The following is a 25,829-nucleotide window of genomic DNA, read 5'->3' as shown; positions in this document are numbered from 1 at the left end:
GTATTTGCACCAAATAAGTGCATTCCATTTGATCCGGATTTTGCAGCCTGATCCCTGTTTCATGCGGCCTGCGGGTCGATGGCGGTAAATTTGGCGGCACAATCGGGGGCGCACAAGATGGCCGGGAATGCACCGGCTGTGGCACAAAAAGTGCATTCAGCAGTTCCGACAAGATTTTTTACAACCATCCCGCACAGGAGAATTTGATGGCAAAGACCGTCGCAGACGTCATAAAAATGGTCAAGGAAAACGAAGTCAAGTTTGTTGACTTCCGTTTTACCGACACACGGGGCAAGGAGCAGCACGTCAGCGTGCCTGTTTCCCATTTCGATGAAGACAAATTTGTTTCCGGCCACGCATTTGATGGCTCGTCCATCGCTGGCTGGAAGGGCATTGAAGCCTCGGACATGCAACTCATGCCCGACCCCAATACCGCCAATATCGATCCGTTTTTTGAAGAAACAACGCTGATCCTGACCTGCGACGTCATTGATCCGGCCGACGGCAAAGCCTACGAGCGCGATCCGCGTTCGCTGGCCAAGCGCGCCGAAGCCTACATGAAGGCCTCCGGCCTGGGCGACACCGCTTACTTCGGTCCCGAGCCGGAGTTTTTCGTGTTCGACAGCGTTCGCTGGCAAACCGACATGTCCGGCTGCTTCGTGAAGATCGGCTCTGAAGAAGCCTCCTGGAACACCGGCAAGGAATACGAGCATGGCAACAGCGGACACCGTCCTGCTGTCAAGGGTGGCTATTTCCCTGTGCCACCAGTTGACAGCTTCCAGGACATGCGCTCCGAAATGTGCCTGGTGCTCGAAGCCCTCGGCATTCCTGTCGAAGTGCATCACCATGAAGTCGCCAACGCCGGCCAGATGGAACTGGGCACCAAATTCAGCACGCTGATCCAGCGCGCCGACTGGGTTCAGCTGCAGAAGTACGTGATCCACAACGTGGCCCACGCCTACGGCAAGACCGCCACCTTCATGCCCAAGCCCATCGTTGGCGACAACGGTTCCGGCATGCACGTTCACCAGTCGGTCTGGAAAGACGGCAAGAACCTGTTCGCCGGCGACGGCTATGCAGGCCTGTCTGATTTCGCCCTGTACTACATCGGCGGCATCATCAAGCACGCACGCGCCCTGAACGCCATCACCAACCCCGGCACCAACAGCTACAAGCGCCTGGTTCCTGGTTTTGAGGCTCCGGTCAAGCTGGCTTACTCTGCCAAGAACCGCTCCGCTTCGATCCGTATCCCGTTTGTGGCAAACCCCAAGGGCCGCCGTGTTGAGGCACGCTTCCCTGATCCACTGATGAACCCCTACCTCGGCTTCTCGGCCCTGCTGATGGCGGGTCTGGACGGCGTTGAAAACAAGATCCATCCTGGCGAAGCCGCCAGCAAGGACCTCTACCATCTGCCGCCGGAAGAAGACGCGTTGATCCCAACCGTCTGCCACAGCCTGGACCAGGCGCTGGACTGCCTCGACGCCGACCGCGCCTTCCTGACCAAGGGTGGCGTGTTCACCGACTCGTACATCGACGCTTACATCGACCTCAAGATGCAGGAAGTCACGCGCATGCGCATGGCCACCCATCCAGCCGAGTTCGACATGTATTACTCGCTGTAAACCCGGCAAGGGCACGCCATGTAGCTTTGCTTACATGGTGTTGTTAAAAAAGGACGGCCCTGGCCGTCCTTTTTTCATGGTGCGGCGCGTGGTTATCCCCTGCATTTTGAGTTTTTGGGGCTTTGCAGCATACTGACAGACCGTCCCTGATGTTCGGTCTAAGGGGTGAATATATGAACCAAGCCTTGTCGTTTCCCGGATGTTTGCTGGCTCTGGCCTTGCTGGCCGGCGTTTCAGCCCCTGCCATGGCGCAGGTTTACCGTTGCGGCGGTGCTGGCGGCGTGCCTGTTGAATACATCAACAATGCCAAAGAAGCCCAGACGCGCGGATGCAAGACCATGCAGGGTGGCCACGTCACCGTCATGCAGAACGCTCCCGTGGCCAAGGCTCCAGTGCGCGTCGCAGGCGCCAATCCAGGCTTCACCCGGCCGGAGGGCAGTGCCGAGCAAAAGGCGCGCGAGAGCGATTCGCGCAGCATTCTTGAGTCAGAACTCAAAAAAGCCGAGGCCAAGCTGGCCGAGCAGCAAAAAGAATTCAACAACGGCGAGCCCGAAAAGCAGGGCATAGAAGGCAGAAACTACCAGCGTTACCTCGACCGTGTGGCCGAGCTCAAGGAGAGCATTGCCCGCAACCAGAGCGACATCGCCGGCCTCAAGCGTGAACTTTCGCGCATTCCTTCAAGCAACTGACTCTGGCCCAAAAGCCCCAACATTCCCCAAAAGTACCTGTTTGGGCCGGCCCGGGTTTCGGTCAAAATGGGGGCTTGAAAACCCCCAAATTTTTTGCCCTGTCGCCTGCTGCGAACCCGCCACGCTTTCAATCGTTTGACCTGCTGGCCACGCTGATAGCCGTGGTGCGCACGGACGGCGGTGTGGTATTTGCCAACGCTGCGCTTGAAGACGCGCTTGGCACCTCGCGCCGCACCATTGAAGGTTCGCAGTTGCCCGACTGCTTTACCGAGCCGCATATCCTGCAGAACGCGCTGGAAGGTGCGGGCAGCAATGAATTTGCCGCCCTGCGCTATGACGCCTGGCTCAGGCCCATGAACCGTGAGCCCATGCCGGTTCACGTGGTGGTGGCGCAAACCGATACGCCGGGTGAGGCGATTGTTGAATTGCTGCCGCTGGAGCAGCAGGCCAAGCAGGACCGGGAAGAGCGCCTGATAGACCAGGCCCAGGCCAACAAGGAACTGATCCGCAACCTGGCCCATGAAATCAAGAACCCGCTGGGCGGCATTCGCGGCGCTGCGCAGCTCTTGCAGATGGAAATCGGCAAGGACCTGACCGAATACACCCAGGTCATCATCCATGAGGCCGACCGCCTGCAAACACTGGTGGACCGCCTGCTGGCGCCGCATCGCCGGCCCCACCTGGTGGGCGATGTCAATATCCATGAAGTTTGCGAGCGCGTGCGATCGCTCATCCTGGCCGAGTTCCCCAAGGGCCTGCGCGTGTTGCGCGACTATGACACCTCGATTCCCGACTTTCGCGGTGACCGGGAGCAACTCATCCAGGCAGTGTTGAATATTGCCCACAACGCCGCGCACGCGCTTGCAGAACGCATCTCACAGGGCGATGCGCAGATCAGTTTCAAGACCAGAATTGCCCGTCAGGTAACTTTTGGCAAGCAACGCTATCGCTTGGCACTGGAATTGCATGTCATTGACAATGGACCGGGCGTGCCGGACTCCATCAAGGACCGGATTTTCTATCCCCTGATCTCGGGGCGGGAAGGCGGTTCCGGGCTGGGGCTGACATTGGCGCAAACTTTTGTCCAGCAACATCACGGTTTGATCGAGTGTGACAGCGTCCCGGGGCGAACAGATTTCAAGCTGCTGATACCTCTGCCTTGAGCGCTGCCGTCCCGATTGTTTGACATATAAAACGGGTTAAACCCGAAGGGACTGCAAAAGCATGAAACCGATCTGGATCGTTGATGATGACCAGTCAATCCGGTTTGTTCTGGAAAAAGCCTTGCTGCGTGAAGACCTGCCGACGCGGAGCTTCACCAATCCGCGCGAGGTGCTTGCCGCACTGGAGGTCGCAACCGACGAAGACGGCCCCCAAATCCTGGTGAGCGATATCCGCATGCCGGGCGGCTCTGGCCTGGACCTGCTTGAAAAGGTCAAGGAAAAGCTCCCCGGCCTGCCCGTCATCATCATGACGGCGTTCTCTGATCTCGACAGTGCCGTGTCTGCCTTCCAGGGTGGGGCGTTTGAATACCTGCCCAAACCTTTCGATTTGCCCAAGGCGGTTGAACTCATCCGCCGCGCAGTTGAAGAGAGTCAGCGTGAGGAAGTCGCCGAAGAGCGCATGGCCAATGCGCCGGAAATGCTGGGTCAGGCGCCTGCCATGCAGGATGTCTTTCGCGCCATTGGCCGCTTGAGCCAGAGCAACGTGACCGTCATGATCACTGGTGAATCCGGCTCCGGCAAGGAACTGGTCGCACGCGCCCTGCACAAACATTCAACGCGCGCCAACGGCCCGTTTGTCGCCATCAATACGGCGGCCATCCCCAAGGATTTGCTTGAGAGCGAACTCTTTGGCCATGAGCGCGGCGCTTTCACAGGCGCGCAAACCATGCGCCGTGGCCGCTTCGAGCAGGCCGAAGGCGGCACGCTGTTCCTTGATGAAATCGGCGACATGCCGTTTGACCTGCAGACGCGTTTGCTGCGCGTGCTGAGCGACGGGCATTTCTACCGCGTTGGCGGCCACAACGCCATCAAGGCCAACCCGCGTGTGATTGCCGCGACGCACCAGGACCTGGAGCAGCGCGTGAAGGAAGGCGTGTTCCGCGAAGATCTGTTTCACCGCCTCAACGTCATCCGCCTGCGTTTGCCCGCGCTGCGTGAGCGGCGCGAGGATGTGTTCATGCTGACCCGCCACTTCCTGCAGCAAAGCGCCAAGCAGTTGGGGGTAGAGCCCAAACGCATTTCAGATGCGGCATTGCAGCAACTGAGCCAGTTCTCTTTTCCCGGCAACGTTCGCCAGCTTGAAAACATCTGCCACTGGCTGACAGTGATGGCGCCGGCGCAGGTGATAGAGCCCAAGGATTTGCCCCCTGAAGTTCTGGGCGCTGCTCCTGACTACAGCAAGAGTTCGTTGGCGCCGGATAGCGCGACGGCCACAAAACCCGTGGTCAGGGCAGAAGCTGCTTCCGATCCGGATGCATCGATGGGTGTCGCTGCGGAGGGCGTCGCTACTTCTGCAAACCTGGAGCACGGCGGTGGTGCCCAAGCCTGGGAAGCCGGACTGGAGATTGAAGCGCAGGCTTTGCTGGCAACGGGACGCAGCGATGTCTGGGATGTGCTGACGCGGCGTTTTGAATCAAAACTTATCCAGACCGCGCTGCTCAATACGCGTGGCCGCCGGATTGAAGCGGCCCAGAAGCTGGGAATAGGGCGAAACACCATCACCAGAAAAATCCAGGAGTTAAATCTCGAATAAAAAAGCGGACCCAGGTCCGCTTTTTTTAGGGCTTCGTCCCGGCGATTCAGGCGAGTTCCACCGTCACAGGTGCATGGTCGCTGGGCTTTTCCCATTTGCGGGGTACGCGGTCAATGGTGCAGGCTTTGACCAGCGGCTTGAGCGCATCACTGACCAGGATATGGTCAATGCGCAGTCCGCGGTTCTTCTGGTAGCCCAGCATGCGGTAGTCCCACCATGAAAAACTTTTTGGTGGCTGATCGAACATGCGAAAGCTGTCGGCGAGGCCCAGCGCCAGCAACTGGCGAAACTGGTCACGTTCTGCTGTGCTGTGGTGTATGGTTTCGCGCAGGCCTTCGGGGTCGAAGGAGTCTTCGTCGGCTGGCGTGATGTTGAAGTCGCCCAGCAATACAAATTGCGGATGGGCTGCCATCTCGGCGCGCACATAGGCCTGCAGGCCGGTCAGCCAGCGCATCTTGTAGGCAAATTTTTCGCTGCCCAGCTCCTGTCCGTTGACGAAATAACCGTTCATCACACGGATGGGGCCTGAAGGGCTGTCGACAGTTGCCGCAATCACGCGCGAGTGTTCGTCTTCAAAGCCCACAATGTTTTTGACCACATCGCGCGCAGGCGTTCGCGACAGGACGGCGACGCCGTTATAGGTCTTCTGGCCGAACGCCACTGCCTCGTAACCTGCCGCCTTGAGCGCATCAAGCGGAAACTTGTCGTCGGTCATTTTCAGCTCCTGCAGGCAGAGCACGTCCACCGGGTTGGCGGCCAGCCAGTCCAGTACATGCTGCAGGCGTGCAGTGAGCGAATTGACGTTCCAGGTCGTGATCTTCATGAACGGAGATCCCATTACATTTCAAAAAGGAAATTCAGGTGTTACACCATATCCGGGAGGGATATCCGATGAAACCCGGCCAGCTTTGCCGTCTGATACTTTTAACAAGGTACGGCGTGATGTGTCCGGATTCTACGTTGCATGTCTCATTCGAGCTTCCGTGCCGGGAGATGAAGCGATGAGTTGCCCCGCATCAGCCACACATCCTGCCTTGAGGGGTTTTCGATTGGTCCGGGAGTTGCAGGATTCCTGCAGTAACTGCACTCAATGCATCAAAAGACGCAGTAATTCTCCTCTCTGATTGCCTAGCATTCCCCTGAGTGCGGTGCCGTGTCGGCGACCCCCTGATGATTGGAAAGGCAAGTATGGAAAGACTGCAAAGCCCTGTTGATGCCGGGCATCTGGCAAGCGTGCCGGCCTGGAGGTTTGACGAGGCACGAGGAGGCCTGATAAAGCGTGAATTCGTTTTCGACGGTTTCGGTGAGGCCTTCGGGTTCATGACGCAATTGGCACTGGCTGCCGAGAAGAGGGATCATCATCCCGAGTGGTCAAACATATACAACCGGGTAGAGATCACGCTCACCACTCACGATGTCAATGGACTGTCGATGCGGGACATTGAGCTTGCCCGGCTGGCCGACAGCATTTTTGCAAAACTGCAGCCGTCTGCAGTGGAGCGGGGAGAGTGATCATGGAGACAGTGATGAATGAAGCTGTTGATTCTGCAGGCCTATCCGAAAAGCATGGCAGCGCAGCCGGAGTCGTTTCGAAACCGGAGCGGCCCGACTGGACCATAGACCAGGGCTGGAAGAACTACACGCCCGAGCAGCACCAAGTTTGGAAAACACTGTTCGAGCGTCAGACGAAGCTGCTGCCTGGCCGCGCCTGCGACGAATTTGTGCAGGGAATGCAAAACCTGCCCATGGGCCCGGATGAGATTCCGGATTTCAATCGCCTCAATGAGGTGCTTGTACGGCGTACCGGCTGGCAGGTGGTGGCAGTGCCCGGGCTTGTTCCTGATGAGGTCTTCTTTGAGCATCTTGCCAATCGCCGCTTTCCCGCAGGAAATTTCATACGCGAACCTCATCAACTGGACTACCTTGAAGAGCCTGATGTATTTCACGATGTCTTCGGCCATGTACCAATGCTGATGAATCCCTCCATCGCGGATTACATCCAGGCATACGGGATGGGTGGCCTGCGTGCCCGGGACCTGGGTGTGCTCGACAAACTGGCGCGTGTGTACTGGTATACGGTGGAGTTTGGACTGGTCAGGCAGAACGGTGGCCTGCGTATCTATGGTGCCGGTATCGCGTCGTCTTATACCGAGAGCGTATTCGCCTTGTCCGCGGCTTCCCCCAATCGTATTGCTTTTGATCTTGAACGGGTGATGCGCACCCACTACCGCATTGATGATTTTCAGGAAAGCTATTTTGTGATTGAAGATATTGACCGGCTGCTGGACCTTGCCCATGTCGACTTCGGTCCGTTCTATCGTCGTGCAGAAGAAGGGCCTGAGCATTTGCCGGGCACCGTGCTTTCCACCGATCATGTCATCTCACGCGGTACCGGTGACTACCATCGGGGTCGCATCGGGGGAGTCGTCACATGAGTTTTGCGAACAAGACGGTCGTCATCACAGGCGCAACCGGCAATCTGGGCCGCGCTGTTGCCAGGCTGTTCATGGATCAGGATGCCCGGGTTGTGCTGGTTGACCTTCACAAGGATGCCCTGCTTGAAACCTTTGGCATGGAAACTGCGCAACTCATGCTTGCGCCCGCCAACCTGCTTGAACCTGAAAACGCATCAGGAGTTATCGAAGCTGCTGTTGAGCGGTATCAACGGGTAGATGTACTCTGCAATCTTGCTGGCGGCTTTCACATGGGTGAGGCCGTGCACGAGACATCAGCAGCGAACTGGAATGGCATGTTTGACATGAATGTCCGTACCCTGTTGAACATCACTCATGCTGTCGTGCCGCACATGGTCGGCATGGGGGGAGGCAAGATCGTTAACGTCAGCGCGTACTCTGCACAAAAAGGGGCTGCGCGGATGGGTGCTTACATCGCTTCCAAAAGCGCGGTGATGCGTCTTACCGAGTCGATGGCGGCGGAACTGCGGGATAAAAATATCAATGTCAATTGCGTGCTGCCAACGATTCTGGACACGCCACAGAATCGCGCCGCAATGCCCGATGCTGATCCGGCATGCTGGGTAGCACCTCATGATCTGGCATCCGTCATCCGGTTTCTCGCCTCTGACGACGCGAGGGCCGTGCATGGTGCTTCCCTCCCGGTCACGGGATTGAGTTAAAGCGTGGAGTCGTGGCGGGTTTTTCAACAATCTCCCGCTCCGATGTCAAACTGGCCTGCGCTGGTCGAATTCGACGATACGTTCGATGACCTTGCGTACGATGGTCTGATGCTGGTCCCTGTGATACATCAAGGTCACGTCCAGCCTGATCGCAGGAAGATCGGCGCCGACCGGTTCAACCAGACCGGCTGCGAGATGCGCTTGTGCTACCGAGGTTGCGGTCAAGCCTATGCCTGTCGTGTGATCGATCATGCTGAGGATGCCGGCCATGTTGACGCAGGCATTGAGGTTGTGCATCTGCACATTGTGTTGCCGCAATGCTGCCATTGCATCGGCAAAGAGTATCGAGCTGCGTGGCACCAGCCATATTGGTGAACCTGCCAGCAGGTCTGCCGTTGGCCGCTTCCGGCCGGCAAGCTTGCGCGGTATGCGTGAAGACATCAGCCATTGCAGTTCCTCGGGCTGAAGGCTTACTGAGGCCATGCGGGGGCTTTGGGCCTTGCCTGCGACCACCGCAATGTCCATGCGGCCGGCTTCCAGCTTCTGGACCATGCTGGCCCCGGCATCCAGGTCTATTTCGTACCGGACACCGGGCATGTCGCGCTTGAGCTGGGCGATCACTTCCGGAAACCAGCTCAACATGACATGGGAAACGCCGATTCTCACAACGCCATTCAACGAATCTGGTGCGGCATGCGCGAGTACCTCCTGCTCGATCTGCTGAACCAGCGGTTCGACACGTTGCAGAAATTCGCGTCCGGCTATCGTCAACTCCATGCGCCGCCCGCTCTTCTGGAAAAACGCGATGCCCACCGAAGACTCAAGTTCACGCACCCGGGCCGTCACCGCAGGTTGGGATGCATTCAGGCGCAGCGCCGCAGCGCTGAAGCTGCCCAGGCGCGCAATACAGCATACGGTTTCAAAATTGACGAGGTTGAGGCGTGACACTTTGAATTACTTCAGGAAAATTTATGGATTGCGATTGAAATTTCGGTCTTGTTTTGATGATTCTACGTACTTAGACTTGCGGCATTCGCGGGATTGAGCAATTTTCCTGGTGCTTCTTTTGCATCAATTTCGGCTGAAAAAACAAGAATCCGGAGACCCTGACCATGACCCATTCCGCATCCAAAGCCTTCAGTCTGTTGAAAAAATTCCTGATCGGCGCTTGCGTTTTGCAGGCCGCTGTTCATGCAGTGCCCGGCATGGCCCAGGCCCCTGAATCGTTCCCCTCACGTCCCGTGCGGCTGGTGGTCGGATTCCCCGCAGGTGGTGCTGCCGATGTGCAGGCGCGCGTGCTGGCCAGCAAACTCGCGGAGACGCTGGGGCAGCAGGTGATCGTGGACAACAAGCCCGGCGCCGGCAGCAATATCGGCGCCGAGCTTGTTGCAAAATCCAAGCCCGACGGCTACACGCTTTTGCTGGCGCCTTCGGCCGCCCTGGCCATCAATCCATGGCTTTACTCACGGATGTCGTTTGACCCCCAGCGGGATTTCGCTTTTATCGGGCAGTTCACCAGCTTTCAGGGACTGGTGGCCGTCAGCGCGGGCGCCCCGTTCAAAACCCTGAAAGACCTGGTGTCGTTCGCAAAGGCACAACCCGGCAAACTGGTATTCGGTTCGCCGGGAAACGGGACCACGCCCCATCTGGCGGCAGAGCTTTTCAAGAGCGTTGCGCATATCGACATGGTTCATGCGTCTTACCGTGGTGATGCGGCCGCGCTCACGGATGCCATGGCCGGGCAGACACCTGTAGTGTTCGTGAACATGGCTTCGGCCTTGCCACTGATCAAGGCCGGCAGGTTGCGCGCCCTTGCGGTTACCGGCAAGCAACGTGCACTGTCCCTCCCTGACGTGCCAACGATAGAAGAGGCCGGTTTCCCCGGATCAGCCGTGACGGGATGGTCTGGCCTGGCTGCTCCGGCGGGCACCCCTGAGGCCATCGTCACCAGATTGTCGAACGCCCTGAAGCTTGCAGTCGCCAGTGCGGATCTGAGGGAGAAACTCGCGCAACAGGCGGCTGAACCATATTTCAGTACACCAGTCGCGTTTGCCGCGTTCGTATCGGAGGAAAGGAAACGCTTTGGAAAGGTGATCAGGGATGCACAGATTACTGTTGACTAGTGTTCACCCGCATGCCTGCCGGGCTGCACCCAAACAACGTCCGCATCTGAAAGTACTTCATGACATTTCCACACCTGTCGCTTGTCGTCCTGTCGTTTTGCCTGGCTGCATGCCCCCATGCCGATGCGCAAGGCACGGGTCAGGTCCAGCGTCCACGACCCTTCACCCAGGAACACATCCAGATGAATAAGGCAGTCGTCAGCAGGTTTAACAAAGAGGTCATTGAGCAGGGGCGTCTTGACAGTTTTCAGGAGCTCATGGACCCGGCTTTTGTAAATCACTCCGCCCCGCCCGGTATGGACAACGGCCCTGCCGGCATGATCAACACCTTTAACAATGTGCTGAGGCCCGCCTTTCCAGACCTCAAGGTAGTGATACACGAGCAGGTTGCAGAGGGCGACCTTGTCACCAGCCGCAAAACCATTTCGGGCACACATCTCGGGGTTCTGATGGGCATTGCACCGACAAACAGAAAGGTGTCTATCGACGTGATAGACATTGTGCGCGTCAAAAATGGCCGCTATTTTGAACACTGGGGCCTCAATACGCTGGGGCCCGTTCTTCAGGAACTGCGCAAGCCATGAGCCGCCGTCGTCACAAGAAACCGGGCGTCTGGCAAGGTTTGCGAAGTTCATCCAGATGAAGCTTGCAAGCTACGAGTTGCAGGGCAAGCAGTGTTGGGGTGCTGTTGTCGAACGTCAACGGCGCCTGCAGATTGTTGATGGAACAGCCGCTACCGACGGTCGCTACGGCAGCGTGCGACAGGTGTTGCAGGATTCGGCACTACAGCAGGTCGCCCTCGCCGTCAGCAGGTCTGGGCATGCGATTGATCTTGACACCGTCCAGTTGCTGCCGCCCGTCATTGATCCGTCAAAGGTACTGGCTGTGGGTCTCAACTATGCGGCGCATGCTGCCGAATCGGGGAGCGCTGCGCCGGCTGCACCCATCTTTTTTACGCGCTTTGCGGACACCTTGCTGGGGCACGGGCAAGCCATTGTTCGCCCCAGGCAGTCGCTGCAACTGGACTTCGAGGGAGAGCTGGCGCTGGTGATTGGCCATGAGGGCAGGCACATCCCCGTCGGCAATGCGCTTTCCTTTGTCGCTGGCTACACCTGTTTCAACGATGTGAGCGTGCGCGACTATCAGAAAGAGTCGATTACGGCCGGGAAAAATTTTCCGGCCACCGGGCCTTTTGGTCCCTGGCTCGTCACGGCGGATGAACTCCCCGATCCGGCCGACTTGCGTCTGACAACAAGGCTGAATGGCGCAGTAGTCCAGCAGGCCAGCACATCCATGTTCATTCATTCAGTGGCGGAGCTTGTTGCCTATGTGTCAGGCTTTACGCATCTTCTCCCGGGAGATGTGATTGCAACCGGTACGCCCGCGGGCATAGGCGCCCGACGCAATCCTGTGCTCTGGATGAAGCCGGGTGATACGGTCGAAGTCGAGATCAGCCAGATCGGCATATTGCGCAATACCGTGGTCGACGAAGCTCAGGCGCATTCAGGTCTCTGATGGATACGCCTCAGGATATTCCGCCTGTTCTGTCGACCTGGCCTTACAAATTTACCAACCCAAAGCAGGCAGTGCCGCAAGCGGCAGCAAGACCTGAATCCGAAGCTGAAATGGAGACAACATCATGAACAAGCTGTCAGGCCTTCAGGCGCTGCAATCGCGTTTTGTTTTTCTGGGAAAGTATTTCCCCGGGGCTGGCACCAGACTGCGTGCCCTTGCGCGCATCCTTGTCATCCTCATATCAGGCGGCATTTCCGGGCTGTCCCATGGCAAACCCATTGAGCTGGTTGTTCCGTATGCCGCGGGCGGCTTCACGGATGCCATCGCGCGTCATGTTGCCGATGCACTGTCAAAGAAGTGGGGCGAGCCGGTGGTTGTTGTCAACAAGACTGGAGCGGCCTCTGTTGTGGGGATTCGCTACGCCATAGACCAGGGCGGCGTTGACGGCCGAACCATTCTTCTGGGTAGCCTGGGTTACATCACCACGCAGTTCCAGAGCCGCGGCGCGCCGTTTGACGTCAAGGCTCTGGTACCGGTTGTCTACCTGGGCAGTACGCCCAGCGTCCTCTACATCCGCAGCAATATTCCAGCCACCAATTACCGCGAGTTTGCGGAGTGGGCCAGAAAAAAAGCTGACGGCGTTGCTTTCGGTACTTCCGGCGTTGCGTCCAGTCCGCATCTGAATGCAGAAGAACTCGCAGCGATGTCGGGCTTCAAACTCTTGAGCATTCCCTATCCCGGCAGCAGTGCGTCAATACCAGCCATGGCGGGCGGTCACATTGACGCGGTCTTTGAGTCTTCGGGCTCGCGCAGCATGGCCGAGACCGGAAAAATCCGTGCACTCATGGTCGGCAGTGAAAAACCACTGGCTTCCTGGCCGGAGTTGCCAACGGCTGAGGCCGCAGGCCTGAAAGGCTTTCGCTCCGGCAGCTGGTTTGGTCTTTTTCTTCCGGCCAAAACACCGCCTGAGCTTCAGGCCCGGCTTGGCGCTGACGTCAATGCCGTGCTGGCGTCCCCCCAGCTTCAGGAGACCTTCCGCCAGATGGACTTCATCTCCGGCGGTGGGCGCCCGGAGGCATTCGTGCAATTTCTCGAAGCAGAAAAGGCAAAGCTGGGGGCACTCATCAAGTCCAGGAATATCCGTGTTGATTGACCGGGGCATGCCGGGCAGATCTGCACGCCCGTTTTCAATGCTGACTTTTCCCCTCTAAAAAATTCATATGGTTTCTTATGACTACGTGATCGTGGGTTCCGGTGCAGCGGGCGCGGTACTGGCCAGCCGTCTTTCGGAAAATCCTGGGGTTCATGTTCTGCTGCTGGAGGCTGGCGCTGATCTTGTGCCCGGAAAGGAGCCGCAAGACATACGGAGCGTTTTCCCGCTTTCAACCTTCAACGCCGCCTACACCTGGCCGGATACCCGTGTGCACTGGCGCAATGCCGGTGTTTCGCCAGCCGTACCCATGCCCCAGGGCCGGATTCTTGGTGGCAGCAGCAACATCATGGGTATGTGGGCCATGCGCGGGAAACCTGAAATCTACGACGCATGGGCTGCGGGCGGAGCCAGTGGATGGGCCTGGCGCGACGTGCTGCCATTTTTCCGCAAGCTGGAGACGGATCATGATTTCAGCGGACCCATGCATGGCCATGACGGTCCCTTGCCCATACGCCGCCAGGCTGAATCCGCGTGGTCGCCGCTGGCGCGCGCTTTCCACTCTGCGGCCACAAAACACGGGTTTGCGGATGTCGCCGACATGAATGGTGATTTCAGAGACGGCCATTGCGTGTTGCCGGCAAGCCGCTTTGAGAAATCAAGGGGCTCCGCAGGGCTGTGTTATCTGACGGCAGCCGTGAGGGCCAGACCAAACCTGCGTGTGCTCACAAACACCACAGTCACGTCGCTGATTTTCGCTCCAGGGCAACTCAGGCCGCGAGTCGTGGGTGTACTCGCGAAGGAACAATCCGGGGCCGACATCAGCCTGCATGGCAAGGAGGTCATTCTTGCAGCCGGGGCCTTGCGTTCGCCCGTGCTGCTGATGCGATCAGGCATTGGCGATGGCGAACAGCTGCAGCGGGCGGGCATTGCCGTCAAACATCATTTGCCCGGGGTTGGACAAAACCTGCAGAACCATCCCATGCTGTTCATGGTGTCTTTTCTCAGTCGCGCAGGCATAGAGGGCCCCGGTGACCGGCCTGCGGGTTCAAGCTATTTGCGCTGGTCTTCCGGGTTGCAGGGCATGCCGGGCGGGGATATGGGCATGTCCGTGCGCAGCTGGCTGTCCTGGCATGCGCTCGGGCGACGAATGGGGGCAGTTGCGCCCACGGTTTCCATGCCGTATTCGCGCGGGCAGATCACTCTGAACGGACGGGACCCTTCTGCAAAGTCCCTGACGGAATTCAACCTGCTAGGGGACCGTCGTGACCTGGAGCGGATGATGAAAGGTTTCCGGCTGAGCGCCGCCCTGTACGCGCAGTTGGGGGATGTTTCCGGCCCTCCCTATGTTCTGCTGAACGTGAGCAACATCAGCCGCCTGATGCGCTACAACGAACCCACCCGCCTCAATGCCGTCCGCGCACGTCTTGCGGCAGGCCTGATGGACATTGCGCCGGGCGCCGGGCAACGCTGGGTCAGCCGCCTGGCCAGCATGACACCAGCCCGGCAGGTGATTGGAGACGAGGATGCGCTGGCCGAGTTTGCCCTGGGCAGTGTCAGTGGCACCGGGCATATCTGCGGCACCTGTCGCATGGGGCATGAAAATGATCCCATGGCTGTTGTGGACGTGGAAGGCAAGGTTCTGGGGGTCGATCGCCTGAGGGTGATTGATGCCTCCGTCATGCCTACAGTCACCAGCGGGGGGACCCACATTCCTACGATCATGATCGCGGAAAAAATGGCCGCTGCGATCAGGTCAGCATCGTGCTGTCCGTAAAGCCGATCAAATATGCAGTGCAGCGAGTGCACCAATGACAAGCCCGATACCCGCCAGCACAAACATGCCGTACTCCAGCCATTTCTTGCGCGTCAGCAGTGCGATGGCGGCCAGTGCAATTGACACCTGAAGGACGGTGGTGGCCTGCGCCCAGCGGTGATGCTGGTGCATCTGTTCGTCGGATGATTTGTCCCAGGTGGCCGCTTCGCTTTCGAGCTTCTCGGCGGCCAGCTTGATGTCGTTTTTTTCTTTTTCGTAACGGTCTATCTTGGCCTGGTACTTGGCCTTCTCCCCTTCAACGGTCGTCAGGTCACGCGAGACTTCTGCCAGCGACTGCTTGGTGCTTTTGGCCTGGAAGAAATTCCACTGGTTGGAGGCTTCGGTCTTTTTGATGGCTGCGTTGTTTTTGTAAAGCCCGGCATTGGCCTGGGTTGCGCCGCCCATGTATGAAAAGATGGCGCCTACTGTCGCGATGATGGCCGTGATGACGGCAATCTGCGCAATCATGCCGCCGCCTTCATGTTTGCCATCGCCATGCCCGCCCTGCGCTGCATGTTCCAGCTCATGATCGTGTGGCCCGTGTACGTGAAATCCGCCTCCAGACATAAAGTCTCCTTCCGTGTTATTTCTGTTTGTTGTAGGTGATAAAACTGAACTGCAGCCCGTTTTTTGAAACGTGTTTCTCGCGGGCTGTCTCAACCCATTGTGTTCCGAGAGCAGGCGCGTATGCATCTCCTTCAAAATCCTGCGCGATTTCGGTGACCTCAATGCAGTCGGCCAGGGGCTCGGCCAGTGCGTAGATCTGCGCGCCTCCAATCACCCAGACCTCTTCAATCTTGCCTGCCAGGCTGATCGCGTTTTCAACGCTTGTCGCCACCTTGGCGCCCTCGGCCCGCCAGCCATCCTGGCGCGTGATGACGATATTGGTACGGCCGGGCAGTGGGCGGAATTTAGCCGGCAGTGAATCCCAGGTCTTGCGGCCCATGATGACGGGCCAGCCCATGGTGACTTTTTTGAAATGCGCCATGTCTTCCGGCAGGTGCCAGGGCAGGGTGTCGTTCTTGCCGATCACGCCGTTGGCGGCGCGGGCATAAATCATGTTGACAAGCATGGCGGTTAGACGGCTACAGGAGCTTTGATGGCAGCGTGGTGCTGATAGTCGGGGAACTCAAAGTCTTCGAATTCGTAGTCAAAGACCGACGCCGGTTTGCGCTTGATGTTCAGCGTCGGGTAGGGGTGTGGCGTGCGGCTCAGTTGCAACGCGACCTGCTCGGCGTGGTTGCTGTAGATGTGGCAGTCACCGCCCGTCCAGATGAAGTCGCCCACATCAAGGTCACATTGCTGCGCCACCATGTGCGTGAGCAGCGCGTAGCTGGCGATGTTGAAGGGCACGCCCAGAAAAATGTCTGCGCTGCGCTGGTAGAGCTGGCAGCTGAGTTTGCCCTTGCCGCCTGGCGTTGTTGCCGGCGCCACGTAGAACTGGAAGAAGGCATGGCAAGGCATGAGCGCCATCTTGCTCAAGTCAGCCACGTTCCATGCGCTGACGATGATGCGTCGCGAATCAGGGTTGCTCTTGAGTGTTTTGATGATGTCGGAGATCTGGTCAATGTGGCCGCCGTCGGGTGTGGGCCAGCTGCGCCATTGCACGCCATACACCGGCCCAAGGTCGCCGTCTTCGCGCGCCCATTCGTCCCAGATGCTGACGCCGCGTTCCTTGAGCCAGTTGTTGTCGCTGGAGCCTTTCAGGAACCACAGCAGTTCAACAATGATGGACTTGAGGTGAACCTTTTTGGTCGTGACCAGCGGGAAACCTTCATTCAGGTCGAAGCGCATCTGGTAGCCAAAAACGCTCTTGGTGCCGGTGCCTGTGCGGTCTGCCTTGAAGACGCCGTGGGTGTCGACATGGCGCATGAAATCTTCGTACTGGGAGCGTATGGGGTGCGTCATGGGTGGCAGGATATTGAAGGGCGACAGGGCTGAACCGGCTTTGGCAGGGTAATTTTATGCGCGCAGCACACGGTTAGGGTTCATGGCGTTGGTGGGGTCCAGCGCGTGCTTGATGGCCCGCATCATGCCCATGGCGACGGGTGATTTGTGGTGTTCCAGCTTGTCGAGTTTGAGGCTGCCCACGCCGTGCTCGGCCGAGATGGAGCCTTCAAAGCTCGCGACCGAGTCATAGACGATGGTGTTGACCTCTTCTTCGCGGTCGCGCAAGAAGGCCTTGCTGTCGCCATCGGCCGGTGCCTGCACGTTGTAGTGCAGGTTGCCGTCGCCCAGGTGCCCGAAGTTCACCATCCGCACGCCGGGGATGGCATCGGCGAGCAGCCTGTCGGTCTTTTCCACAAACTCTGGAATGCGCGACACGGCAATCGAGATGTCGTGCTTGATGTTGAGGCCTTCTTCAGCCTGTGCCAGCGGGATGCTTTCGCGTATGTGCCAGAGCTGGTTGGCTTGGGTGAGATTTTCGGCCACGACGGCGTCAAGCACGCATTCATTTTCAAGCGCGGTTTCAAGCAGGCGTTCGAACTGTTCGCGCGCATGGCTTTCTGATTCGTGATCGGAGTTTTCGAGAAGTACGCAAAACGGCGTGTCTTTGTACAGCGGCACACGCAGCTGCGGAAAATGTTTATCGACCAGGCTGAGCGCAAACTGCCCCATCACCTCAAATCCTGTCAGTCCAGCGCCCAGATGCTGGTGCGCGAGGCCGAGCAGGGTGACGGCGTGCGCCATCGATGGCACGGCAGCCCATGCCGTGAGGCGCGCTGCAGGTATGGGGTAGAGCTTGAGGGTGGCGGCGGTGATGATGCCCAGCGTGCCTTCGCTGCCTATGAACAGATCGCGCAGGTCATAACCCGTGTTGTCCTTGCGCAAGCCGGTCAGGCCGTCCCAGATCTCGCCCTGCGCGGTAACCACTTCAACACCCAGGCAGAGCTCGCGCGCATTGCCGTAACGCACAACCTGTGTGCCGCCGGCGTTGGTGGCCAGGTTGCCGCCTATGGTGCAGCTGCCTTCGGCGGCCAGGCTGAGCGGGAACAGAAAGCCTGCTTTCTCGGCAGCTTCCTGAAGCGACTGCAAAATGCAGCCGGCTTCGACCGTCATGGTCAGGTTGGCGGCGTCCATGCTGCGAACGTTGTTCATGCGCTGCAGGCTGAGCACCACCTGCGTGCCTGATTCATCGGGAATCGCGCCGACGACGAGGCCTGTGTTGCCGCCTTGCGGAACAAGGCTGACACCCGCCGCGACGCAGGCCTTCACAACAGCGGCGACCTCGGCGGTGTTGCCGGGCCGCACCACGGCTAGCGCCTTGCCGCGTGCGCGTTTGCGCCAGTCCTGCTCCCAGGCGCTCAGGTCGCCTTCGGTCAGGACGTTGGCTGCGCCTGTGATGCCGCGCAGGGTGTTGATGAGTGCGTCGTTCATGTGGTTTCGGCCGTTGCAACGTTGGCCGCGTTGGCGGCATTGGCGATGGCCGCATGTTTCAGCCGCAGCCGCACATGCAGCGCACAGGCCACAAACAGCAGCAGGCACAGCGCCACTTCAATCATGGCCAGGTAGTTGCCGGGCGGGCGGTCGCTCCAGGCGCGGGTGGCGCCTTCGGTGAAGTAAACCCACACCAGCAAACTGAGCCAGCGGTAGGTGTACATGCGGTTTTTAAGCACGCCGGCCAGCGGCAGGCACAGGGGCAGCACCTTGAGCGCCAGCAGCGAGCCGCCGGGGCGAATCGGCGAGAGCCACATCTCCCAGGCAAAGCCCAGAACGATGAGGCCCATCATGCTGCCGGCAGCCAGCCAGCGGGTGGCGTCGATTTGTTTTTTTGTGTCCGTGTTCATGTCGATGGCATGATCCTAGGTTCGACGGTTGGATGCGTCGGAGGGTGTCACGATCAGGGTGACAGACAAGGCGCGACAACGCAGCAGGCTACTGCCTGCAAGGCGGAGTAACGCTGTATGGCGCCTTGAGCGTGGCATCCTCTGGCGTCTAGCGGTCTCATAAAAAAAAAACACGACATCGTGATGGAAAAATTCAGAAATCATCGGGTTTCCCAGCGAAAAACGAGCGGTCAACCGCCGAATCTAGGATGATACCGGGGATGTCATTTCAGCAATCCCTGCAGGACTTCATGGTCAACCTGTCGCGCTTCCCGTGGCGTCACACGGCCATGACCCTGCGCGACCGTTTTCGTGAAGACCACATGGGCCTGACGGCCAGCAGCCTGACCTTCACCACCTCCATCGCCCTGGTGCCGTTTTTCACCGTCGCGCTGGCCATCTTCACGGCCTTCCCGATGTTCGCCAAGCTGCAGGGCGCGCTGCAGGCCTGGCTGGTGCAAAGCCTGATCCCGGACAACATCGCCCGCCAGGTGCTGGGTTACCTCACCATGTTCAGCCGGCAGGCCAACAAGCTCGGTGTTGCCGGCCTGGCGGTCTTGCTGGTCACGGCGATTGCGATGATCCTCACCATAGACCGCACGCTCAACGGCATCTGGCGTGTCAAGAAGCCGCGCTCGCTGACGCAGCGCATTCTCATTTACTGGGCCGCCATCACGCTGGGGCCGCTGCTGCTGGCGGCCAGCCTGGCCGTGACGACGTATCTGGTGTCTTTTTCGACCGGCAGTGTTGGGATTCTTTCCGCCAGCCTCGGGTTTTTCCTCAACACGCTGCAGTTCTTCCTGGTGGCCTTTGGCATGGCGGCCATGTACCGCTACGTGCCCAACACCTTCGTGAAGTGGTCGCACGCCTGGGTCGGGGGCTTTTTTGTGGCGGCGGGCATTGGCGTGGCCAAGAACGTCCTGGCTTTCTACCTCAGCAAGGTGCCGACCTATTCGCTTATTTACGGGGCGTTTGCGACGCTGCCCATCCTGCTGGTCTGGATTTACGTGGCCTGGATTGTCGTGCTCATGGGTGCGGTGATCGCCGCCTACCTGCCCAGCCTGCTGGCGGGCATTGCGCGGCGCGGCAGCGCGCATGGCTGGCAGTTCCAGCTGGCCATCGAGGTGCTGCAGCAACTCCACCATCAGCGTGAAAAGGGCAGCCACGGCTGCGGCGCGTCGGCGCTGGCCGAAGAGCTGCAGGTAGATGTGCTGCAGCTGGAGCCGGTGCTGGAGACGCTGGCCGGCCTGCAATGGATAGGCCAGCTGGTCGAGGAAGGCGAGGGCGAGTCGCGCTACATCCTGCTGGCCGACCCCGACCGCACGCCGCTGGAACCGCTGATGAAACTGCTGCTGCTGGACAAGACCGAATCGACAGCGCCGCTGTGGAAAGAGGCGAACTGGTCGGCACTGACATTGCGCCAGGTGCTGAAACGATAATTTAACGTATACCTTAAAAATTTAGTGTGTACGTTAAAAATTCAAGAAAAGTTAACTCCTGTATTAACTTTTCATGAATTCGACTCGTTTTTGACGTCCAGGCCAACTCAAAATAGCCCAAAAAAGGCTGTTTTAGGGCATTAAATAGGCTGCAGGCCAATGAATACGTGCGTGAGCAGCTATGAAAAAAATAGCAAAACAGTTGGCCGTCATGGCCAGGCTGGCTGCAACCCAGGCGCTAAATCTTCACCTTGCCGGCCCAGATGTCCCGGTACATCGCCCAGTCGCCCATGAAGCTGTAGAGCGGGCGCTTGAACGAGGCGGGGCGGTTTTTTTCAAAACCGAAATGGCCCACCCATGCGAACCCGTAGCCGCACAGCAGCGCCGCCAGAATCCATATCGGGTTGCGCGTGACCACCAGCGCCACCAGGCAGGCCAGCGTCAGGGTTGAGCCCGCAAAATGCAGCCGCCTGCAGGTGAGGTTGCTGTGTTCGGTCAGGTAGAAGGGGTAAAACTCGGAAAAGCTCTGGAAGCTGCGCGGGTCTACTGCGGGGGTAGTTGTGGTGCTGGTCATTTTTGTCTCCTGTGCCAGGCTGGCAGGCAGCCCGGTTGATGAGCTTGATCCTAGCGCCAGCGCCGCCGAACGCCAAGAGTGGCAACCCCGGCTCCGTAAGACTCGCCCCACATTTCGCAGCGGCAAAACCCGACTGCTGCGCTGCAACACGCGGCCTATATTGAAGTCATCAACAACTTTCCAACCCTCTTTCAAGGACACCGCCATGCTGAAAAAACTCATCGTCTTCGCCATCACTTCCGGCCTCGCTGCCAAAGCCTACAAGGCCTATGCCGCCAAAAAAGCTGCTGCGCCTGTCGCTTCCCGCGCACCGGTCGCGAAGCGTCCTCCACGCGCAGTCTGAAGCCGCGATGCATTCCAGTTGAACCACGGAGAACCCCATGTCCCAGCCTTCAGTGACCGCGCCAGCCTCCCAGTTGCTGGCCAGCCAGCCCATCAACATCAACGAAGAATCCTCCGTCAACTATTGGGTCAACACCCTGCATTGCAGCGAGCTGGAACTGCGCGTGGCCGTTGCAGAAGTGGGGCCCATGGTCGGTGATGTGGGCGACAGGCTGGGCAGGGTTTTATGAACACACTGGTTCAGTCGTACGGCCCGCCCCCTGGCCCGCTGGCCGTCAGGATAAAAGAACCTTCCATGGGTCTTTTTTACTGGGTGGTCACCCGGCTGGGCACGCAGGAGTACGCGGGTGAGGCAAAGGTCGAAGCATCCGACCACCCCTACCCTACCCACGAAGCCGCCATGCAGGCCGGCGTGGCATGCATGAAGGCATTGAAGACACAGGCACCGGCGTCGCTGTAGCCGGCCCCTGCCTGCTACGGTGGATGCCTGACAACTGAGACAATTGGCGGCTGATGAGCCGCCAATTTTTTGTCTGCCCGACAGCGTGACTTCCAATGCACCATTGCCCAAAGCGTTTCCCGGCGACACGGTCTGGGTGATCTGCCTGTGCGCCGACTGGTGTCATCTGTGCCGCGATTACCGGGAAGTTATTGATACCGTTGCACGCGGCCTTACGGGTTTTCGGGGTTTCCAGTTTGCGTGGCTGGACATCGAAGATCACGCCGGTATGGTGGGTGAGATGGATATCGAAACCTTCCCGACCCTGCTGGTGGCAGACGCGGCGGGCATGCTGTTTTTTGGTGCGCTCACGCCGCAGGCCTCAATCCTCAGGCGGCTGCTTGAGTCGCTGGCAGGTGCTGCGCCGAAGCGGCAACCACACACAGCAGCGACACAGTCACTTGTGCAGGCATTGCCGGCCCAGCCGCAGCTTCATCTCAGGTCGCCAGAAAATCCCTGATCGCAGCCAGCGTTTCTTCAGGCGCTTCTGTCATCTGGTGGTGGCCCACCGCCATGCTGACTACCGCTACCTTCTTGCCGCTGCTCTTGGCGGTCTTAATCAGCAGTTGTGCGGCCTTGGGGTGCGTCATCTGGTCCTGCGACCCCAGCAGGAAAAGCACCGGGCAGGTGATCGCCGCGATGGCCTGCTCGCCATTGGCGTAGCTGTCACAGGCCTTGAAGCCGCGGTGAAACACATTGACCTTGCGGTTGCTTGCCAGCACACGCCGGCCCAGCGCCATGCTCGCGCCATAAACCCAGGTGCCGGGGCCCAGTGCAGATGGCGGCGCGCTCAGCGTGCTGCGTGAGAACACATTGATCATCTTCAGCGCGGCGGCCGGGTCGTTCAGCGATGCCTCTATCAGCGCCGGCGACACCTTCATCGGGTAGGCCGTTCCCACCATCACGAGGTGGGTGATGCGGTCCTTCAACATTGAAGCAGCTTCCACCCCGATCAGCGAACCCCAGCTGTGGCCGACCAGTGCGGCGCGCTGTATGCCTGCGGCGTCGAGCAGGGCGGCGATAAAGGCTGCGGCTTCTTCAACGCTGGCGGGTGCCTCGCCCTCGCTACGGCAATGGCCCGGCAGATCGACCGCCAGCACGTTCCAGCCGTGGTTGGCCATGTAGCGGCTTTGCAGGATCCACACGCTGTGGTCGTTGAGCACGCCGTGGATGAACACGACTGTGGGTTTGGCAGCATCAATGGGCTTGCCGGCGGTGTAGCAATAGGTGTTGTGGCCGTTGACTTGTAAATACATGCTGGTTCCAGTCTCTAGGTCTTTTGGCGTTGTCATCCCGGACCTGATCCGGGATCCATGCTGCTTTGGCATTGCCATGCTGCTGGCATGGATTGCGGATCGAGTCCGCAATGACAACTCTTATGCTTTCTCTGCGGCCTTCAGCGCGCGCTTCAGGTCGTCGATCAAATCGTCCGCATCCTCGAGGCCGATGGACAAACGTATCGTGCCCTGCGAAATGCCCGCGCCTGACAGCGCTTCATCCGTCATGCGGAAGTGCGTCGTGCTGGCGGGGTGAATCACCAGGCTGCGGCAGTCACCGACGTTGGCGAGATGGCTGAACACCTTTAATGCTTCGACAAAGGCCTTGCCCTGTTCGCGGCTGCCCTTGATGTCAAAACTGAAGACCGAACCCGCACCGCGCGGCAGCAGCTTTTTCGCAAGCGCATAACTTGAATGCGATTCAAGCAGCGGGTGGCCGACGCGCGAGACAAAGGCGTGGCCGGCCAGGAACGCCACCACTTTCTCGGTATTGCCCATGTGCCGCGCCATGCGCAGCGGCAGGGTCTCTATGCCCTGCAGAATCAGCCACGCGGTGTGCGGGCTCATGCAGGCGCCGAAGTCACGCAGGCCTTCGCGGCGGGCACGCAGCAAGAAGGCTCCGACCGTGCTTTCTTCGCTGAACACCATGTTGTGAAAGCCGTCATAGGCCTCGCTGAGTTCGGCAAACCTGCCTGCGGCCTTGGGCCCATCCCAGTCGAAGGAGCCGCCATCGACCACGATGCCGCCTATCACGGTGCCATGGCCGCTCAAAAATTTGGTGGCCGAGTGATAGACAAGATCCGCGCCGTGGTCAAAGGGCTTGATGAGCCAGGGCGAGGTCAGGGTGGAGTCCACCAGCAGGGGCACACCGGCCTCGTGTGCAATCTCTGACACCACCGGGATGTCGAGCACGTCAAGGCCGGGGTTGCCGACGGTCTCGCCAAAAAAGAGTTTGGTGTTGGGCCGCACGGCCGCGCGCCAGCCGTCGATGTCACCGGGTTTGACAAAGGTCGTTTCAATGCCGAAACGCCGCATCGTGTAGTGCAGCAGGTTTTGCGAGCCGCCATACAGCGCCGTGCTGGCAACGATATGCGAACCGGCCCCCATCAGCGTGGCGACGCTGAGGTGCAACGCGGCCTGTCCGCTGGCGGTGGCAATGGCGCCAATGCCGCCTTCAAGCGCAGCCACCCGCTGTTCAAGCACGGCATTGGTCGGGTTGCTGATGCGTGAATAGACGTGGCCTGCACGCTCAAGATTGAACAGGCTGGCGGCGTGGTCGCTGGACTCAAAAACAAAAGATGTTGTCAGATGTATCGGTACTGCACGTGCGCCCGTGGTGGGGTCTGGCGATGCGCCTGCGTGCAGGGCCAGCGTGTCAAAGCCGGGGTCTGAGTAACCGGGCATGGGCTTGTCTCCATTTGAAAAATATGAAATCTGCGCGCGCTTTGTTCGCACGGCCACACATTGTGGGCTATATTGGCAAAAAAACTTCCCCACCACTCGTGCCGGTGGGAAAATCCAGAGACTGCCACCTTGAGGAGAAAGCCATGAAAGTTCAAGACATCCTGCGCGTCAAGGGCAACACGCTCTACAGCGTCCAGCCAGACGAACCGCTGGCCAAGGCCGCGGAGATCATGGCCGAGAAAGACATCGGATCGCTGGTGGTGATGGAGCATGGCGACGTCGTCGGCATGCTGACCTTCCGTGAGGTGATTGTCTGCATCGTCAAGAACGGCGGCGAGATCGGCCAGACGCTGGTTCGCACCGCGATGGATGACGCACCGCTGACCTGCACGCCGGAGACAGAGATTGATGAAGTCCGCCGCATGATGCTGGGCCGCCACGCACGCTACATGCCGGTGCTCAACAAAAAGATGCTGGAAGGCGTGATTTCGTTTTACGACGTCGCCAAGGCCGTCGTCGACGGCCAGAACTTCGAGAACAAGATGCTCAAGGCCTATATCCGCGACTGGCCGACCGATGAATCGGGCAAGACGGATGCTCTCGACGATTGAGGCCTCCTCGGTGTCCGCTGAAATCCGTTCGTCCTGAGCTTGTCGAAGGATACGCCTCACCCCTAGACAGGCTCAGGCATCGGTATAGCTATCTGCACAGTGATGGGGCATGTTCAGATGGAATTGACACAGAATGAAGTCTCAGTCCCAGCTTTCGCGTCGGCATCACTTTGTCCCGCAGTTCTATCTCCGGGCTTGGCACGGTACTGACGGCGGGGGCTTATGGTTATACGGCCGCAAGAGTGACGGGTCTATCTGGCTTAGGCGCAGGCCAGCAAAGGCGGTCGCCTATTTGGATGACCTGTATTCATTTCAACCCGAGGGGCCGGGCCTTGATCGCCAATCTCAAGCCGATGTACTGGAAACGGATTTCTTTTCCTGCATTGATGAGGCTGCTGCTCCCATACATCAAAAGCTGATTCACTCGCACATTGATTTGCTTTCGCTGGAAGAGCGATGCGTCTGGTCCTTGTTCTTGAACTCGCTGCTTGAAAGAAGTGCGAAACGTATCCTCGAAATTGAAAAAGCCGTACGGGTTGAGGACACGGTAGCAAAACTGGCTCGATACCGATCAGCTCCCCAAATGCACAGGCTGCTCAGCCAAATGGATGTCGGGGCCATCTTGCGAAACAGCGTCCTCAGCGCGCTCCCAGGTCGCATAGTCGACAAGCCATTTGTCGAATATCTTGCCAATATGCGATGGAATACGGTGGATATGCCTCAAGGGGACGATCATTTGCTGACTGGGGACATGCCGCTTGTGGTTAACGCAGGCCAATTCCCCGAACCGGTATATGTCCTGTCCATTGCGCTCTCACCCAGAAGAATGCTTGTCCTTCAAAAACAAGAAGCGGACTTCGACGAAAATTTTATTAGAACGCTTGTCGTGATGCATAGCATTCAGGTTGCCACCCAGACGGAGCGGCATCTTGTCTCATCCAGGCGGCTGGTTGATTGCACCCACATCAAATACAGCAAGGTGCTCGATCCAAATTTCGGGATTTTTAATGCGAAGCCGATGTAATCAAACTCGTTGATAACACTAGCG

At 58.8% G+C, this 25,829-nt stretch carries 29 protein-coding genes; 19 read left to right on the top strand and 10 right to left on the bottom strand.

Annotation, left to right across the window (positions count from 1 at the left end; all coding sequences use genetic code 11):
- The first annotated feature begins 206 nt into the window (after positions 1-206).
- The 4 genes from glnA to ntrC all read left to right on the top strand — a co-directional run bounded on the left by glnA (position 207) and on the right by ntrC (position 5,068).
- Positions 207-1,622 (top strand): type I glutamate--ammonia ligase, encoded by a 1,416-nt coding sequence (gene glnA / locus HYX42_RS11110; protein ID WP_293402881.1) that lies wholly within the window; start codon positions 207-209, stop codon positions 1,620-1,622.
- A 173-nt stretch (positions 1,623-1,795) separates the two neighbouring features.
- The gene (locus tag HYX42_RS11105) at positions 1,796-2,311 is read left to right on the top strand and encodes a hypothetical protein (protein ID WP_293402879.1); all 516 of its coding nucleotides are present in this window, start codon (positions 1,796-1,798) and stop codon (positions 2,309-2,311) included.
- Positions 2,312-2,451: 140 nt separating this feature from the next.
- Positions 2,452-3,474 (top strand): nitrogen regulation protein NR(II), encoded by a 1,023-nt coding sequence (gene glnL / locus HYX42_RS11100; protein WP_293403485.1) that lies wholly within the window; start codon positions 2,452-2,454, stop codon positions 3,472-3,474.
- 61 nt (positions 3,475-3,535) lie between these two features.
- Positions 3,536-5,068: a nitrogen regulation protein NR(I) gene (gene ntrC, locus HYX42_RS11095; protein ID WP_293402877.1), complete on the top strand. Its 1,533-nt coding sequence runs from the start codon at positions 3,536-3,538 to the stop codon at positions 5,066-5,068.
- A 46-nt stretch (positions 5,069-5,114) separates the two neighbouring features.
- On the opposite strand, the gene xth is transcribed toward ntrC, so the two are convergent.
- Complete coding sequence (xth, locus tag HYX42_RS11090; protein ID WP_293402875.1) at positions 5,115-5,891, bottom strand: exodeoxyribonuclease III; 777 nt, start codon at positions 5,889-5,891, stop codon at positions 5,115-5,117.
- Between the two features lie 347 nt (positions 5,892-6,238).
- On the opposite strand from xth, the gene HYX42_RS11085 reads away from it, so the two are divergent.
- Genes HYX42_RS11085 through HYX42_RS11075 form a run of 3 tightly spaced genes read left to right on the top strand, consistent with a single transcriptional unit; the run spans position 6,239 to position 8,204 of the window.
- Positions 6,239-6,580, top strand: coding sequence for a 4a-hydroxytetrahydrobiopterin dehydratase (locus HYX42_RS11085; protein WP_293402873.1), 342 nt, complete (start codon positions 6,239-6,241; stop codon positions 6,578-6,580).
- A gap of 14 nt (positions 6,581-6,594) precedes the next feature.
- On the top strand, positions 6,595-7,503 hold the full coding sequence (phhA, locus tag HYX42_RS11080; protein ID WP_293402871.1) for a phenylalanine 4-monooxygenase: 909 nt from the start codon (positions 6,595-6,597) through the stop codon (positions 7,501-7,503).
- Entirely contained in the window at positions 7,500-8,204 is a 705-nt protein-coding gene (locus tag HYX42_RS11075) for an SDR family NAD(P)-dependent oxidoreductase (protein WP_293402869.1), read from the top strand. The genes phhA and HYX42_RS11075 overlap by 4 nt, the downstream gene beginning before the upstream one ends.
- A 45-nt stretch (positions 8,205-8,249) precedes the next feature.
- Here HYX42_RS11075 and HYX42_RS11070 read toward each other — a convergent pair whose 3' ends face one another.
- Positions 8,250-9,152 (bottom strand): LysR family transcriptional regulator, encoded by a 903-nt coding sequence (locus tag HYX42_RS11070; RefSeq protein WP_293402867.1) that lies wholly within the window; start codon positions 9,150-9,152, stop codon positions 8,250-8,252.
- A gap of 164 nt (positions 9,153-9,316) precedes the next feature.
- Between HYX42_RS11070 and HYX42_RS11065 the strand changes: the two genes are divergently transcribed.
- The 5 genes from HYX42_RS11065 to HYX42_RS11045 all read left to right on the top strand — a co-directional run bounded on the left by HYX42_RS11065 (position 9,317) and on the right by HYX42_RS11045 (position 14,769).
- The gene (locus tag HYX42_RS11065) at positions 9,317-10,327 is read left to right on the top strand and encodes a tripartite tricarboxylate transporter substrate binding protein (protein WP_293402865.1); all 1,011 of its coding nucleotides are present in this window, start codon (positions 9,317-9,319) and stop codon (positions 10,325-10,327) included.
- Positions 10,328-10,386: 59 nt separating this feature from the next.
- Positions 10,387-10,911: an ester cyclase gene (locus tag HYX42_RS11060; protein ID WP_293402863.1), complete on the top strand. Its 525-nt coding sequence runs from the start codon at positions 10,387-10,389 to the stop codon at positions 10,909-10,911.
- A gap of 55 nt (positions 10,912-10,966) precedes the next feature.
- The gene (locus HYX42_RS11055) at positions 10,967-11,842 is read left to right on the top strand and encodes a fumarylacetoacetate hydrolase family protein (RefSeq protein WP_293402861.1); all 876 of its coding nucleotides are present in this window, start codon (positions 10,967-10,969) and stop codon (positions 11,840-11,842) included.
- 124 nt (positions 11,843-11,966) lie between these two features.
- Positions 11,967-12,995, top strand: coding sequence for a tripartite tricarboxylate transporter substrate binding protein (locus tag HYX42_RS11050; RefSeq protein WP_293402859.1), 1,029 nt, complete (start codon positions 11,967-11,969; stop codon positions 12,993-12,995).
- Between the two features lie 67 nt (positions 12,996-13,062).
- Positions 13,063-14,769 carry a GMC family oxidoreductase N-terminal domain-containing protein gene (locus HYX42_RS11045; RefSeq protein ID WP_293402857.1) on the top strand — a complete coding sequence of 569 codons (1,707 nt, stop codon included), beginning with the start codon at positions 13,063-13,065 and terminating at the stop codon, positions 14,767-14,769.
- A gap of 6 nt (positions 14,770-14,775) precedes the next feature.
- Here the strand turns inward: HYX42_RS11045 and HYX42_RS11040 are convergent, their stop codons facing one another.
- The 5 genes from HYX42_RS11040 to HYX42_RS11020 are packed head-to-tail and all read right to left on the bottom strand — an operon-like array spanning position 14,776 to position 18,596.
- The gene (locus tag HYX42_RS11040; protein ID WP_293402855.1) at positions 14,776-15,375 is read right to left on the bottom strand and encodes a DUF4337 domain-containing protein; all 600 of its coding nucleotides are present in this window, start codon (positions 15,373-15,375) and stop codon (positions 14,776-14,778) included.
- A gap of 16 nt (positions 15,376-15,391) precedes the next feature.
- Complete coding sequence (locus tag HYX42_RS11035) at positions 15,392-15,880, bottom strand: dihydrofolate reductase (protein ID WP_293402853.1); 489 nt, start codon at positions 15,878-15,880, stop codon at positions 15,392-15,394.
- Positions 15,881-15,885: 5 nt separating this feature from the next.
- Positions 15,886-16,716, bottom strand: coding sequence for a thymidylate synthase (locus HYX42_RS11030; RefSeq protein ID WP_293402851.1), 831 nt, complete (start codon positions 16,714-16,716; stop codon positions 15,886-15,888).
- A 54-nt stretch (positions 16,717-16,770) separates the two neighbouring features.
- Positions 16,771-18,186 (bottom strand): FAD-binding oxidoreductase, encoded by a 1,416-nt coding sequence (locus HYX42_RS11025; RefSeq protein ID WP_293402849.1) that lies wholly within the window; start codon positions 18,184-18,186, stop codon positions 16,771-16,773.
- Complete coding sequence (locus tag HYX42_RS11020) at positions 18,183-18,596, bottom strand: DUF2069 domain-containing protein (protein WP_293402847.1); 414 nt, start codon at positions 18,594-18,596, stop codon at positions 18,183-18,185. Before HYX42_RS11020 ends, HYX42_RS11025 begins: the two co-directional genes overlap by 4 nt.
- Positions 18,597-18,856: 260 nt before the next feature.
- Between HYX42_RS11020 and HYX42_RS11015 the strand changes: the two genes are divergently transcribed.
- Positions 18,857-20,074 (top strand): YihY family inner membrane protein, encoded by a 1,218-nt coding sequence (locus HYX42_RS11015; RefSeq protein WP_293402845.1) that lies wholly within the window; start codon positions 18,857-18,859, stop codon positions 20,072-20,074.
- Between the two features lie 238 nt (positions 20,075-20,312).
- Here HYX42_RS11015 and HYX42_RS11010 read toward each other — a convergent pair whose 3' ends face one another.
- Positions 20,313-20,648 carry an Mpo1-like protein gene (locus HYX42_RS11010; RefSeq protein ID WP_293402844.1) on the bottom strand — a complete coding sequence of 112 codons (336 nt, stop codon included), beginning with the start codon at positions 20,646-20,648 and terminating at the stop codon, positions 20,313-20,315.
- 205 nt (positions 20,649-20,853) lie between these two features.
- On the opposite strand from HYX42_RS11010, the gene HYX42_RS11005 reads away from it, so the two are divergent.
- From HYX42_RS11005 to HYX42_RS10990, 4 genes are all read left to right on the top strand, one after another.
- Positions 20,854-20,991, top strand: a complete 138-nt coding sequence (locus tag HYX42_RS11005; RefSeq protein ID WP_293402843.1) for a hypothetical protein — start codon at positions 20,854-20,856, stop codon at positions 20,989-20,991.
- A 37-nt stretch (positions 20,992-21,028) separates the two neighbouring features.
- The gene (locus HYX42_RS11000) at positions 21,029-21,220 is read left to right on the top strand and encodes a DUF3606 domain-containing protein (protein ID WP_293402842.1); all 192 of its coding nucleotides are present in this window, start codon (positions 21,029-21,031) and stop codon (positions 21,218-21,220) included.
- Positions 21,217-21,450, top strand: a complete 234-nt coding sequence (locus tag HYX42_RS10995; RefSeq protein WP_293402841.1) for a hypothetical protein — start codon at positions 21,217-21,219, stop codon at positions 21,448-21,450. The genes HYX42_RS11000 and HYX42_RS10995 overlap by 4 nt, the downstream gene beginning before the upstream one ends.
- An 85-nt stretch (positions 21,451-21,535) precedes the next feature.
- Positions 21,536-21,949, top strand: coding sequence for a thioredoxin domain-containing protein (locus tag HYX42_RS10990; protein WP_293402840.1), 414 nt, complete (start codon positions 21,536-21,538; stop codon positions 21,947-21,949).
- Here the strand turns inward: HYX42_RS10990 and HYX42_RS10985 are convergent.
- Both HYX42_RS10985 and HYX42_RS10980 read right to left on the bottom strand, forming a co-directional pair.
- Positions 21,927-22,745, bottom strand: coding sequence for an alpha/beta hydrolase (locus tag HYX42_RS10985; protein ID WP_293402839.1), 819 nt, complete (start codon positions 22,743-22,745; stop codon positions 21,927-21,929). The two genes, HYX42_RS10990 and HYX42_RS10985, sit on opposite strands and share 23 nt — an antisense overlap.
- 120 nt (positions 22,746-22,865) lie before the next feature.
- A complete protein-coding gene (locus tag HYX42_RS10980; protein WP_293402837.1) occupies positions 22,866-24,170 on the bottom strand; it encodes an O-acetylhomoserine aminocarboxypropyltransferase in 1,305 nt (434 codons plus the stop codon).
- A gap of 143 nt (positions 24,171-24,313) precedes the next feature.
- Here HYX42_RS10980 and HYX42_RS10975 point away from each other — a divergent pair, with 143 nt between their 5' ends.
- Together HYX42_RS10975 and HYX42_RS10970 are read left to right on the top strand one after the other, a co-directional pair.
- Positions 24,314-24,781 (top strand): CBS domain-containing protein, encoded by a 468-nt coding sequence (locus HYX42_RS10975; RefSeq protein WP_293402835.1) that lies wholly within the window; start codon positions 24,314-24,316, stop codon positions 24,779-24,781.
- 133 nt (positions 24,782-24,914) lie between these two features.
- Entirely contained in the window at positions 24,915-25,805 is an 891-nt protein-coding gene (locus HYX42_RS10970; RefSeq protein ID WP_293402833.1) for a DUF4238 domain-containing protein, read from the top strand.
- Positions 25,806-25,829: the final 24 nt, after the last annotated feature.

Origin of the sequence: Polaromonas sp., from assembly GCF_016185115.1 — a bacterium.
Lineage (GTDB): Bacteria > Pseudomonadota > Gammaproteobacteria > Burkholderiales > Burkholderiaceae_C > Polaromonas.
This window is presented reverse-complemented; position numbering and strand designations above follow the sequence as displayed.